Origin of the sequence: Cohnella thermotolerans DSM 17683 (genome assembly GCF_000429825.1) — a bacterium.
GTDB classification, from domain to species: domain Bacteria; phylum Bacillota; class Bacilli; order Paenibacillales; family Paenibacillaceae; genus Cohnella; species Cohnella thermotolerans.
The window spans coordinates 16,075-29,194 of sequence record NZ_AUCP01000028.1 but is presented as its reverse complement, the minus strand read 5'-3'; the positions used below and the strand labels follow the sequence as shown (position 1 = coordinate 29,194).

The 13,120-nt window shown below is 58.4% G+C and carries 11 protein-coding genes and 1 pseudogene; 2 read left to right on the top strand and 10 right to left on the bottom strand.

Features of this window, described 5'->3' with window-relative positions; translation table 11 throughout:
• Positions 1 to 98: 98 nt before the first annotated feature.
• Together G485_RS0105200 and G485_RS0105195 are read right to left on the bottom strand one after the other, a co-directional pair.
• A complete protein-coding gene (locus G485_RS0105200) occupies positions 99 to 1,142 on the bottom strand; it encodes a hypothetical protein (RefSeq protein WP_027091679.1) in 1,044 nt (347 codons plus the stop codon).
• A 239-nt stretch (positions 1,143 to 1,381) separates the two neighbouring features.
• Positions 1,382 to 1,999 (bottom strand): hypothetical protein, encoded by a 618-nt coding sequence (locus tag G485_RS0105195; RefSeq protein ID WP_027091678.1) that lies wholly within the window; start codon positions 1,997 to 1,999, stop codon positions 1,382 to 1,384.
• Positions 2,000 to 2,209: 210 nt separating this feature from the next.
• Here G485_RS0105195 and G485_RS0105190 point away from each other — a divergent pair, with 210 nt between their 5' ends.
• Together G485_RS0105190 and G485_RS0105185 are read left to right on the top strand one after the other, a co-directional pair.
• Positions 2,210 to 3,586: an MATE family efflux transporter gene (locus tag G485_RS0105190; protein WP_035154855.1), complete on the top strand. Its 1,377-nt coding sequence runs from the start codon at positions 2,210 to 2,212 to the stop codon at positions 3,584 to 3,586.
• A gap of 193 nt (positions 3,587 to 3,779) precedes the next feature.
• Complete coding sequence (locus tag G485_RS0105185) at positions 3,780 to 5,327, top strand: ATP-binding protein (protein ID WP_027091676.1); 1,548 nt, start codon at positions 3,780 to 3,782, stop codon at positions 5,325 to 5,327.
• Positions 5,328 to 5,385: 58 nt separating this feature from the next.
• Here G485_RS0105185 and G485_RS25170 read toward each other — a convergent pair whose 3' ends face one another.
• The 8 genes and pseudogenes from G485_RS25170 to G485_RS0105145 all read right to left on the bottom strand — a co-directional run bounded on the left by G485_RS25170 (position 5,386) and on the right by G485_RS0105145 (position 13,062).
• Positions 5,386 to 6,240 (bottom strand): response regulator transcription factor, encoded by an 855-nt coding sequence (locus tag G485_RS25170; protein ID WP_084423120.1) that lies wholly within the window; start codon positions 6,238 to 6,240, stop codon positions 5,386 to 5,388.
• Complete coding sequence (locus G485_RS0105175) at positions 6,215 to 8,032, bottom strand: sensor histidine kinase (protein WP_027091675.1); 1,818 nt, start codon at positions 8,030 to 8,032, stop codon at positions 6,215 to 6,217. Before G485_RS0105175 ends, G485_RS25170 begins: the two co-directional genes overlap by 26 nt.
• 179 nt (positions 8,033 to 8,211) lie before the next feature.
• A complete protein-coding gene (locus tag G485_RS29725) occupies positions 8,212 to 8,376 on the bottom strand; it encodes a hypothetical protein (protein WP_156922134.1) in 165 nt (54 codons plus the stop codon).
• Between the two features lie 37 nt (positions 8,377 to 8,413).
• Positions 8,414 to 8,806: a hypothetical protein gene (locus G485_RS0105165; protein WP_027091674.1), complete on the bottom strand. Its 393-nt coding sequence runs from the start codon at positions 8,804 to 8,806 to the stop codon at positions 8,414 to 8,416.
• A gap of 85 nt (positions 8,807 to 8,891) precedes the next feature.
• The gene (locus G485_RS0105160; protein ID WP_027091673.1) at positions 8,892 to 9,773 is read right to left on the bottom strand and encodes a carbohydrate ABC transporter permease; all 882 of its coding nucleotides are present in this window, start codon (positions 9,771 to 9,773) and stop codon (positions 8,892 to 8,894) included.
• A 48-nt stretch (positions 9,774 to 9,821) separates the two neighbouring features.
• Entirely contained in the window at positions 9,822 to 10,820 is a 999-nt protein-coding gene (locus G485_RS0105155) for an ABC transporter permease (RefSeq protein WP_420805728.1), read from the bottom strand.
• A gap of 254 nt (positions 10,821 to 11,074) precedes the next feature.
• Positions 11,075 to 11,200: pseudogene (locus G485_RS29720) on the bottom strand (NAD(P)-dependent alcohol dehydrogenase); the annotation flags it as partial.
• 437 nt (positions 11,201 to 11,637) lie between these two features.
• On the bottom strand, positions 11,638 to 13,062 hold the full coding sequence (locus G485_RS0105145) for an ABC transporter substrate-binding protein (RefSeq protein WP_027091670.1): 1,425 nt from the start codon (positions 13,060 to 13,062) through the stop codon (positions 11,638 to 11,640).
• Positions 13,063 to 13,120 lie beyond the last annotated feature (58 nt).

The window sequence follows — 13,120 nt, the reverse complement described above, 5'->3', positions numbered from 1 at the left end:
CTTGCCCATAATCAAAAAATGGCGACGCAGGATCAGCTCCCTAACGTCGCCATTTTCTTTCAAGCGCCTATATCTCGGCTGTCTGGTTTCCGGCCGGCTTATTCCCTTTGCGCGGCGGCAATGTCGCGAACGAACGCTTGCGGATCGTCGACCGCCAGATAGAAACCGTTCACTTCGCGCGGCAGGAACAGCAATCCGTCCATCGTCTGCGGACGCTTCAATTCGATCCGCACATTCGGAGTGCCGAGCAGCGGCGTCGCGAAGCGCTTGCGTTCGGCTGCGTCCGGCTCGAACGACAAAGCCGCGGAGACGGCCGCGATGCTGTCGAGCGGCACGTCCGCCTGAATGCGGAGCCCGTAACGGAGGCGAATCGTTCCGGCGGTCAACCGGATCGGACAAAGCGCCGATGCGCGGCAGTCCGCCCAGAGAAGCGCGACGATCCAGACATCCGCAGCCGTCAGAACCCAAGCGGCGATCGGCGACCATTGCTGCACGAGCAGATGAAGGAAGACCGCTTCGAACACGACGATATGCGTGATCAAGCCAGCGTAGAGCGTCAACGACGTCTTTCGATGGTAGGAGTACGCCGGCGTGCCGTCTGCCGCTTCGGCGGCGCGCTTCCGCTTCCAGGAAAACAGGAGGTAATAGACGACGCTGACGTCATGCTGCACCAAGGAGGCGATTCTGGAAGCGCCGAAAGCTTCCTTAGCCGCTATGCGGAGCGCCTCGCCCATGTCGGGCTCGAAACGCTTCGTACGCCTGAAGCGTTGGACGAACCGATACAACATTCGAAGCTCGTAACCGATCAAGGCGATCTCGACGGCTGCGATCAGCAGTTCTATCGGCCACACGACGTCCCACACCTGGCCCCGGAGCGAGGCGGGAAGCACGAGCCATGCCACCACTGCGCCCGCGATCGTGAAGGGAGCCGCTTTAAGAACGGATTTTCCTTTGCACCGCGCCACCAACAACCAGTACAGCAGCGGAATGACGATCGCGAAGTCGAAGACCACCGCGTACCCGAGAACGCGGTCCGTATCGGCCGAAGGAAGCGAAAGCACGGCAGCCGAGTCGAAGAGCAGTATGAAAGCGGCCAACCAGATGAACCAAAGCGCGGAACGATTTCTTCCAGCGAGAGCCATCGCATTGTCCTCCTTGGAATAGCTTGCTTTCATTATAAAGGAGGAACCTTTTGCTCGAATCTCTCCCTTTTAACAAATTAGGGAATTTTCCAATGAAATCGGATATGTTTGGGCTTTACCAATCAAATAGCCCTCCGTAAGTCGTCGACGTTCGCTTCGCATTCAGTTTAAAGGGAACGCCGAACAAAGGGAAGACCGGATGCCCGAATTCGAACACCCGGTCTTCCCTCTACTCCGGCTCAGGCGGGCTTTGGCTGGGTCGCACGCTCCAGCAGCCAGACGGCGGCCCACACCGCCGCCGTGGCGAGCGCCGTCCCGAGGAACGATCCTCCGGCGTGCAACAGCAAAGCCGGAATCCATAGCAGGCTCAAATAAAAATGAGCTTTGCGTAGCCACTTGTTGCGGACGCGCTTGATCAGGAAGCCGTAGCCGGCCAGAGCCAGCAAGATGAGAAACGAGGCGAGCCCTGTGTAGATTTTGTGGTCGTTAAGCTTCGTGACGAGAAAATACGATCCGTGCGCCGCGATCAGAAGGAGCGCGGCCCAACCCGTAAACGGATGGACGCGGTAAAGAAGCTTGGCCAGCTTCTTCACAATCGGCGACGGGGAGACGAGCTTCTTCTTGAACCTCAGCCAGGTGAAGCTGACGGCCCCGCAGACGACGGCCAACGTTCCGAACAGCGTAAACGGATCGAGTCCTTCTTCCCGCTCCCCGCCGGGAGGCCGGGCCCCTGCCGCCGGCATGTTCGGCGGATGCCCTCGGCCGCGGGAAGAAGCGTAGAAGGAATAAACGATCAAGGCAATGCTCGCGAAGGCGACAAGGGCCGCCGGTATGAACGCTTTTCTGGAATGATTCATGGCAGAGACAACCGCCTTCCTGGCTGTAAGCTAAGAGCCGTTCTCTCCGCTTATTCTAACGTTCGACTCTTAACTAAAAATAAAGATCATATTAAAGTTTGCTGAAAGCGGATAACCGGCAGCGGAGCCATTGTCGTGAACGCGCGTTTATGCTAACATGGTTGGGTCTCGAAATCCGCAGTGTCGCAAAGACAACCAGAGGTGGCTTGCATGGTAACGAATCGCGAACTCGGCCTGTTCCGTCTGACCTGGCCGATTTTGCTGGAAAATTTGCTGTTTATGCTCATGAGCTCCGCCGACACCTTGATGCTCAGCGGCGTGTCCGACGAAGCGGTGTCGGCGGTCGGCGTCGCTTCGCAATTCATTTTTATCGCGGTTCTCATCATCGGCGTCATCAACAACGGCGCGGACGTCGTCGTCTCCCAATATCTCGGTTCCGGGCGGAGAGTCGAGGCGTCCAAGATCGCGGCGCTGACCGTCACGATGAACCTGCTGGCGGGAATCGCGCTCAGCCTGCTGTTCGTCGCGCTTACCGAACCGCTCATGCGGGCGATGAACCTGGAGGGCAAGACGCTGGACATGGCGGTGTCTTACCTGCATATCGTCGGGGGATGGATTTTCTTCCAGGCGGTTATTAACGCGCTGTCGGGGATTATTCGCACGTACGGTTACCCGAAGGAAGCTATGTTCGTCTCGCTCGGCATGAATGTCGTTCATATTGTGCTCAACTACGTCCTCATTTTCGGGGCGGCGGGATTGCCTGCGCTCGGAGTGGACGGCGCGGCGCTGTCGACGGTCATCAGCCGGGGAACGGCGGCCGTCGTCTTCTTCTGGATGATGTACCGGATCGTGGACGTGCGCATCGGTCTGAAGGATTATGTGACGTTCGTCAAGGAATACATGGAGAAAATATTCAAGATCGGCATCCCGACGGCGTTGGAGCAAGTGCTGTATCACGCCTGCCAGTCCGTCTTTCTCTATTATGCGACGTTTCTGGGCGAGACGGCGCTCGCTTCCCGCCAGTACGCGATGAACATTTCGTCGTACGTGTTCCTCTTCAGCGTCGCATGCGGCACGGGCACGGCGATTCTGGTCGGCCGGCTCGTCGGAGCCGGGCGCAAGGAGGACGCCTACCGGCGGGTATGGGCCAGCGCCCGCTGGTGTCTGCTCATCACCGTGGCAATCGATCTCGTCGTCATCTTCTTCCGCCACCCGCTCGTCGGCCTGTTTACGGACGACCCGGCCATAGGGAAGCTGACTGCGCAGATGATGACGCTTAGCATCGTGCTGGAGACCGGCCGCTCGCTCAATCTTCTGCTCGTTCCCGCCCTGCGGGCGTCCGGCGACGCGAAGTATCCGGTTTACTGGGGCGTCGTGTCCATGGTGTGCATGAGCTTGCCGCTCGGCTACCTCTTCGTCTTCGTGCTCGACATGGGACTGGCCGGCGTGTGGCTCGCCATCGCCGCGGACGAATGGACGCGCGGCATTATCATGTTCTTCCGCTGGCGAAGCCGGGCATGGGAGAACAAAGCCCTGGTCGGCGCGGCGGCGGCTTCGCGGCCGGGCGCCGCTGCCGAAGCCGGGTAAGCCGCCGCTTAAGAGCCGCGAGAAATCGAATAAAATGTCGACAAGACGTCGGTTTTGGGCCGAAAGGCAAATCCGGCGTCTTCTTTTTGCCCGAACGGCCGCAACCTTCGCATAAATTATTGTATATTAAGAAGAGATAGAAGTAGGAAAACATTCCTACGCTATTTTTGCAGTGAAAGGAAGTGCTTAGAGGTTGGATACGAACAATCGGAACGACGCGCATTTAAGCCAGCTTGCTTCCATCGGCCAAATTGCGGCAGGGATCGCTCATGAGATCAAAAATCCGTTAACGGCCGTCAAAGGCTTCTTGCAGCTGTTAAAGGAACGCAATGAGAAGCATTACATCGAGATCGCCCAATCGGAGCTGGAAAATGCCATCGGCATCTTGCAAAACCTGCTTCAGGTATCGCGCCCCGACGGGGAGGACGAGCCGTTCGAATCGATCGACTTGACGGTGGAGCTGGAGTCGCTCATTCAGCTGTTCCAGGATCAATTTTATCGGGTGAATTTGATCAAAGATATCCAAGATCCCGGCAACTTCATCTACGGCAAGCGCAATCAACTGAAGAAAACGTTTTTTAACCTGCTCAAAAACGCCTTCGAGGCCATCCCGGGAAAAGGCACCGTTACCGTGGGACATAAAGCGACGGAGAACGAAGTTATCGTATACATAGAAGACAGCGGCAGCGGTATTCCCAAGGAGAAGCTCGGCATGCTGGGAACGCCTTTTTTTTCGACGAAGGAGAACGGCACCGGCATGGGCCTTACGCTCGTGTTCTCCGTCGTTTATCAGCATAACGGCGAAATCAAGGTCGAGAGCGAGGAACATGTAGGAACGAAATTTACGATCGTCTTCCCCAGAGGAACCGGCGTTCAGCGGAAAAGCGAGAGGGTCCGTTTGGATTCGAACGCGTCCCAGTCTTCCAGCTTGGCCGATTTTTTTATCCAAAACCGGGAGACTTTCGAAAAGCGACTCCTTATGGAAGCGGTTAACGCCCAGGACAAAATCGACGAAATGATGAAGATCGGCAATATCGACCTGTTGGCCAACGCCTACAAGCTGGTCCTCTACATCGTGCAAGGCAAGGAGTACGAGACGGTATCCTTCGCCAAGGCGGAAGGCGTGAACTGGGCCAAGCATTCGCTTAACCTCGCCTTCAAGCTGGAGTGGATTCAGGCGGTGCGCCGCGTCATTTGGGATTTCCTCTACCGTTACGACCGAATCAACGATCATTTTACCGACAAAGAACAGTTTTACGTCATGGAAAAGCGAATCAACGAGCTGCTCGATCTGTTCCTCAGCCACTTCTTCATGAGTTACTCCCAGGTGAAGGACGATTTGGCCCGGGCGCACAAGGAGATGGCCGAAGATTTATCCGTGCCGATTATTCCCCTTACGCCTTCGATCTCCATCCTCCCTTTGATCGGAACGGTCGACAAGACCCGCTCGGACATCATCGAGGAGAAGGTGCTGTCCCAGATCGGCAGCAGCCGAATCGAGAAGCTGGTCATCGATTTGTCCGGCGTCATCGAGATGGAGCCCGACATCGTGAAGAGTCTGATCGGCCTGATCGACGGGATCAAAATGATGGGCTGCCAAACCGTCATTACCGGGCTGAGGCCGGAAATCGTCAGGACGATGATTCGATCGGGCTTGTCCTTCGAAAGCAAGGCGACAACCAAAGGGACGCTGCATCAAGCTCTGGTCGAACATCTGGCGCCGTCCCCAATCGCTCATTAGCCTCCTAAACGTTCAACTATCGGGACGCTTCTTGTTTGTCCCTTGAGACCTACTCGACTCAGCAAGACGGTTTTGCCGTCTTGTTGGGGGCGGCGAGGGGCGCAGCAGGCTTCTGCCCTGAGCTAACGGTGTTGGCCAAGCCGTTCTCGCCCCCCCGGAAGCTTCCGGGCGTCTGGCCGACGACCTTCTTGAACACCTTGTAGAAATGCCGCGGGTTCAAATACCCGACGCTGACCGCCACCTGCTCGAGCGGCATGGCGGGCTGGCTCCTCAGCAGCTCTTTGGCTTTCTCCAGCCGTACCTGCCGCAAATATTGGACGAACGTCATGTCCGTCTCCCGCTTCAGCACGCCGCACACGTAATTCGGATGCAGCCCGAGATGCTCCGCCACCTGCTCCAGCGACAAATCCGTCATATAGTTGTCCTGAATGAATGCCTTGAATTTGCGGATCGCGGCATGATGAGCCTGCTCGGAATCGGCCGCAGTCCCGGCTGCATCCGCTTCGGCCGTTCGGCCGGCGCTTCCGCCGCGTCCCTTGTCTCCGACGATGTCCAGAGCCGTCTTCCGGAGCAGTGCGGACAGCTCCTTCCGGTCGATCGGCTTGAGCAAATAATCGGCGACCTGGAGCCGGATAGACTGCCGCGCGTATTCGAACGTGTCGTAGCCCGTCAAGACGACGAAGCGCATGTCGCGCTTGCGCTGGGCCTCCCGGATGAGCTCCAGGCCGTTCATCTCGGGCATCTGAATGTCGGTGATCATCAGGTCCGGCTTGTGGCTGTCGAGCATCTCAAGCGCCTCGATGCCGTCGGAGGCGCACACCACATCCGTAAACAACGTTTTCTCCTGGCCGATCATATACTTTAATCCGGTCAGAATGGCCGGTTCGTCATCCACCAGCATAAGCTTCAGCATGATGCAGCCTCCTCGCCGCGGTTTTGTCCAGCCGAACGGTGAATCGCGTTCCCTCGTTCTCCGCGCTGTCGACCGAGATGCCCGACCGTCCGCCGTAAAACGAACGAATCCGCTCGCTTACGTTGATCAGCCCGATGCCGCCGGTGCCGGATGAGACGGGCTGTTCCCCGGCGCCGGCCAGACGCTCGCGCAGAGCGGCCAGCTTCTCCTCCGGAATGCCCGCCCCGTTGTCGGACAGCCGTATGACGACCGCATCCGCCGCGTCGCGGACTTCCACGCGGATCCGCCCCGGCCTTCTCGACTTGCCCAATCCGTGCAGAATGCTGTTCTCGACGATCGGCTGCAGGATGAACCGGGGGCAGGGGAGGCCGAGCGCGCGGTCGTCCGTCTCGAATTCGACCGTGAGCCGGTCCCCCATCCGCTGCTTATGGATCGCGATATAGTGCCGAATGTGGTTCAGCTCCTCGCCGAGCACCGTCTCGTCCTTGTTGCCGGAGAGGCTGTAACGCAGCAGCTTGCCGAGCAGGAACGACATCTCCGCCACCTCGTGATCCTCTTTGACGAGCGCCAGCATCCGCATCGTCTCCAGCGTATTGTAGATGAAGTGCGGTTTGATCTGCGCCTGCAGCATTCGCAGCTCCGCCTCCTTCTTGAGCAGCTCCGTCCGATGCACCGCTCCGATCAGCTCGTCCACCCGCCGCACCATCGCATTGTAGGACGAGATCAGAAAGCCGAGCTCGTCGTTGCCGCTCTCTTCCGGGTAGAGCGCCAGCTGCGGGCCCCGGACACGCTTCATGTGGCGCGAGAAGCGAAGGATTCTGCGGGTCAGGGAGGACGCGATCAGAAAATAGAATAGCGACAAGATCGCCAGCAGAGCGACGCCGGCGGCGATCGACCAGCCGACGTTGCCGTTCAGGCCGAAGACGCTCGTGACCTTCCGCACCGCCACGACGCGAAGATGCCACTTGTCGACGCTGAAGGCGTTCACCAGGTACGCATGGCGGCGAACGAAGAAGCTGGACATGCCGGAAGGGGCGACTCGGCCGGCCACGTCCGCCAATTCTTCGCCGGTCCAACCGGCCATCGGCTCGGCGTAGACGATGCGGCCGCCGTCGTCGACCATGAAGATGCCCGTCCCACTCTCCCCGCTCTTCAGCGTGGCGAACAGTTGGTCGAACAGCCGGTCGGTGGCCGTAATTTGCAGCAGTCCCAGCTCCTGCACGTAATTGTCCGTATACAGCTTGTGCATGTACGTCAGAACCGGCAGCTTCGTCTTCGCTTGCGGCCGGAACGTCCACAAGCCCTTGTTCGGGGCCAGCGCCTTCGCCTCCGCCTCGTGCGCCGGATCGGTAAAGGACCGGATGTCGACAATGTCGGGAGCGAGCTCGAGCACGTCCGGATTTTCCTTGTAAATGCGGATGTCGCCGACAATCGGGTTCGTGAGCGAGGCGAACGAGAACGTCGGGCTGATCTCCTTCAAATAGTTGTATACCATATCCACGTCGGTCGAATACGCACCGCTCAGAAATTCCGTCAGCTTGGTATTGTTCTGGAACAGCGGATAGACGGATTCGAGCTTGGACAACTCGACCTCCAGATTGCTGTAGGCCTGGGCCGTAAACTGCTCCTTGCCGTTCTTGTACTCGCTTAGCATATTGCCGTACATCTGGCGGTAGAAGACGTAGCCGAAAATAACGAACGGAATGCAGATGAGCAGCACGTAGCCGATGAACAGCTTCGTCACGATTCTCGTCTGCTTCCGGCTCCGGTATTTCTTGCAGATCGGATTCATCAGATGGCACCGCTTTCATTTCGCTCTCGCCCTATTATACCATCCCGCGTCGTCTCTCCCATCTTCTCGTCCCGCCCCAATGCGAAAGAGCCCGACGCGGCGATGCCGAAGCTTCGCCGCTCGTGGCCCCGGGCCGCCATCGCCGCCGATGGCCGGCCGCTTGACGCTCTGCTCTGCCTTTATTGCTGGAACTGCTGCTTCACCTGGGCGTACTTGTCGTTCGCCCACTTCTCCAACTTGGCCATGCCGATCTTGTCCGCCTGGGCGACCATAGCCGCATAAGCCGTCTTGGCGTCCTCCTCCGACTTGGCCAGAAATACTTTGGTCTCCTCGTTCTTCATCATGTTCGTAATATTGGTCTCGATGATTTGCTCCTGCGAGTCAGGATCCGGAACGACGAGACCGATCGCCGAATTGAACGTCGTCAGCGCACCGCGTAATTTGGGTGCTCGTCACGACGAGGTCGGGCAAATCGCCGGACGCGATCATGAGCGGCAGCTGCTTCTCGTCGGTCGCTACCGTTATGTTCAGCTTGACGCCGGTCTTCTTCGTAATCTCTTCCGGAACGGAGCCGGACCAATCCTTGAGCGGCCACCACGGCTGATCGACGAACAGGTTCAATTCAACCGGCTGCGCGCTCCCGCCGGAAGCGGAAGCCGAGGCGGAACCGGACGGCGCGGAGGCTTCGTCGTTCGATCCGCACGCGGTCAGCGCGCCGAACGCGAGCGCGGCTGCGGAAGTTAAAAGGGCGGTTCGTTGCAGCGCTTTCAACATCTCTTGTACATCCCCTTTTCATAAGTTTAACATGTATAAGAACCGGCGGGTAATCCGCTGGGAACGGACGCGCCGCCGAGCCTTATCAGCCTTTGACGGAACCGAGCATCATGCCCTGAACGAAGTGCTTCTGCAGGAACGGGTACACGCACATGATCGGGAACACCGAGATGACCATCGCCGTGACCTGCACGGAGAACTGGGTGACGCCGAGCTTCGAGGTGAACTGCGCCGCTTGCGAGTCCGAGCCGATCATCGTCTGGTTGACGACCTCCATCATCCGGTAAGCGAGCGTCCGCAGCGACTGATCCTGCACGAAGTAGGCGGAATCGAGCCAGGAATTCCATTGGCCGGAACCGAGGAAGAGCGCCATCGTCGCCAAGAGCGGCAGCGAGACCGGAAGAACGATTTTCAGGAAAATGAACGTCTCTCCCGCTCCGTCGATCCGCGCCGACTCGGCAAGGTCGGATGGAATGTCCCGGAAGAACGAAATGGCGATCATCAGGAAGAACAAGTTGAGCATCGTCGGGATGACGTAAACGCCGAACGTATTGAGCAGCCCGATGCCGCGCAGAACGACATAGTAGGCGATCAGGCCGCCGGAGACGTTCATGGCGACGACGACGAGCAGGAAGTAGAGCTTGCGCAGCACCAGATCCGGCTTCGCCAGGCCGTAGGCGACGAGCGAGGTGAACAGGACGCTCAGCGCCGTTCCGACGACCGTCCGCAGCGCCGTGACGCCGAATGCGTCGATCCACTTCGGATCCTTGAAGAAAAAGGTATAGTTGCTTAGCGTGAAGGCGCGGGGCAGCAAGTACAGGCCGCCCTTCGCCGTGTCCTCTCCGAGGTTGAAGGAAGCGATCAGCACGTAATAGAACGGATACAAGGTGAGGAACGCGATCATGCCGAGCAGCGTATAGTTGACGCCGTCCACGATCCGGTCTTCAGTCGTTTTTCTGCCGTACACGGCTTGTCCTCCTTTGCTCTGGGGTGTGGCTGCTTCGCTTAGGCGGCGTCAGTACAGGCCGGATCCGGAAAAGCGCTTGGCTGCGGAGTTGGCGGACAGCATCAGCACAAGCGCGATGGCCGACTGCACGAGATCGATCGCGGTCGCGAACGCGAATCGGCCTTGCGCCAAGCCGACGTTAAACGCGTAGCTCTGCAAGATTTGCGACTTGTCGCTGTTGAGCGGATTGCCGAACAGAACGGCTTGCTCGAAGTTCGAGCCGGCCAGCCCGCCCCCGAGTATGTTGCCGATGGCCAGGATGAGCATGACGACAATCGCGCTCTTCATGCCCGGCAGCGTAATATGCCAGATCCGCTTCAGCCGACCGGCGCCGTCCATGGCCGCCGCTTCGTACAGCTGCGGATCGATGCCCGCGATGGCCGCCAGGAAGATGATCGTCCACCAGCCCGTCTCCTTCCATACCGCCGAGACGACCGCCAGGCTCATGAAGGAATCCGGATCGGTCAGCACTTCGAGCGGCTTCTTGATCAAGTGCAGCGACATAAGCAGATCGTTAACGAGACCCGAATCCGCCGAGAAAAGCGCGGTGGCGATGCCGGAGACGACGACCCAAGAAATGAAATGCGGCAAATAGCTGGCCGTCTGCACGAAGCGCTTCACAGCCGAGCGGCGCACCTCGTTCAGCATGACGGCGAGCAGCACAGGAACGGGGAACGAGAAGACGAGCTTCAGCAAGCTCAGCTCGATCGTGTTGCGGACGAGCGTCGGGAAATTGTAGTCCTGAACCATCTCTCGGAAATAGGCCAGCCCAACCCACGAACTTGTGAAAATGCCTTGAATGCCCATCGTGATGCGATAATCCTTGAAAGCCATCAAAATGCCGAACAGCGGCGTATACGAAAAGACGAGCAAGAAACCGATGCCCAGCAGCACGAAAATTTGAAAGGGCAGCTGCTTGCGGAATTGCCTGAAGAAGCCGTCCGGGTCCGAGGCTCGCGGCTTCGTCTGTTCCGGCGTCGACACGGTTGCTGTTAGCGGCTTGCTCACGCCGGCTCCACCTCCTGTCATGCGATGACCTCATTATAAAATCGCTTACATTCGTTGAATACGGATCATTATTAACGTCCGGAGTGTCCTTTTTTAAGGTGCGAAGACGGCAAAAAGACCATCGCCCAAAGCGCGGGAGCCCGTTCGCTCCCATGCCCCAAGGATGGTCCGCTTGACTTATGCTGTTGCGATCTGCCGGTTCAACCGATCAGGTTAAAGTCCGTGAAGTCCTGCTGACGGGCGGCGAAAGCCGATTACCGCCCGTTCGGGTAGACAACGACTTTCAAGCATTCGCTCTTATGGTTGAGCGCCCGCTCCATCGCTTCCTGCGTTTGATCGAGCGAATATTTGTCGGTGACGAGCTTGCCGGCGTCGACCAGGCGACGTCGACGCCTTTCCCGTTCGTGAAGAAAGGAACCGTCTCGCTATGTCCGTCTCCTTCGGGATAATCGAATTCGCATCCGGGGCCCCAATGGGTAAGCGCGCCGTGGACCCATAACAGCTCATGTGATCCGGCCGAAGCGAATCGATATCGAAGTAGATGATTCTCATTGCGCTATTAACTCCTAGTATTTTAATGTGATTTATAAGATATTCCAAATTCTATCTCGCCTTGCGCTGCGGGACAAGGTTGAAGTTTTCTCAACCTTTTTCGGGGAAGGGAAAAAGCGAACGGCAGCCTCCGCCGCTTCAGGCGCTTCGGGCTGCCGCTTGACTGTTTGCTATTTACCGGCCGTGAGGTTATTCCCAGTCCGCCATGCCGCAAAAGTCCCGGCGGACATTCCGCCGGGACTGGCAAACGAGGCTTGCAACGCGTTTATTTCTTCACCGTGCTGTTGTATTGCGCCAGCTTGTCCGTAATTTGCTTCGCGGCGGCGTCGAGCGCGGCCTTCGGCTCCTGTTGGCCGTTCAAGGCGGATTCGATGGCGCCTTCGACGATCTGCCGCGCTTCGGGGAACACGCCCATGAGCGCGCCTTGCGTCGCGGTCGAGTCCGCGGATGCGTGCAGCTGGTCGACCGCCGTCTGGAACTGCGGGAACTTGGCCATGTTATCCTTCAAAATGGGCTGGTCGTACGCCGCCTTCGTGATCGGGAAGTAGCCCGTATTCACGTTCCAGTAGGCTTGCACTTCCGGCGTCGTCACATATTTGATGAACTCCCAGGCCGCCTTCTGCTCGTTCTCCGGCTTGTTGTTCAGAATGTACAGGCTGGCTCCTCCCACGACGACGCCGCCTTCCTTGGCGTCGGCCGGACGCGGCAGAAACCCGGTGCCCACCTCGAACTTGCCGCCGACCGAATCGACGATCTTGCGCAGCGATGCGGTGGAATCGATCGTCATGGCGATTTGCCCGGCCGCGAAGGCGGCGTCCGTGTCGTCCGTCTTGCGCCCGAGGTTGGAGACGACCTTCTCGTCGATCATCTTTTTCCACCAGGTCAAGGTGCGGACGCCCGCTTCGCTGTTGACGAGCGACTCCGTCGCGGGAGACGTTCTGCCGTTGCCGTTGTTGACGTAATCCGCGTTCTGATTGGCGAACAGCTGCTCCATAAACCAGCCGTAAATGGCGATGGAAGCGCCCTTCTTCCCGTTCTTGCTGAGCGCCTTCGCGGCCTGCTCGAATTCTTCGAACGTTTTCGGCGGCTTCTCCGGATCCAGACCGGCCGCCTTGAAGGCATCCTTATTGTAATAGAGAATCGGATTCGAAGTGTTGAAGGGCATGGCGTTCAGCTTGCCGTCGATCGTGTAGTAGCTCGTAATGTGGGGTTCCAGTCGGCTCAGGTCGTACTGATCCTCGTCGATGAACTTCTGCATCGGAGTGATCGCCCCGGAGTCCGCCATGAAGCGGCTGCCGATCTCGTAAACCTGCACGATGTTCGGGCCTTCGGATGAGCCCATCGACGCTTTCATCTTGTTCAGGCTGTCGTCGTACGTTCCTTGATACACCGCCTGAACTTGAATGTCCGAGTGGCTCGCGTTGAAGTCGGAGACGATTTTATCGATCGCCTGCGCCCCCGGGCCGGTCATGGAGTGCCACCAGACGATTTTTACGGGGCCGGCGCTGCTTGCGGACGGTTCGCTCGAAGCGGCCGATTCGCTGCTGCCGGACGAGGAATTGCTGGCGGAAGCCAGGCTTTCGGTCGGCGCGCTGCCGGATTCGGAGCCTCCGCCGCCGCAGGCGGTCGCCGTCAACAGCAAGGCGGCGGAGGAAGCGATAAGCAACCCTTTCGAATGAAGCTTCTTCATAGTAAGGTACTCTCTCCCTTGTCTACTTTTTTATCAATCAACTGCTTCTCGCAGCGGA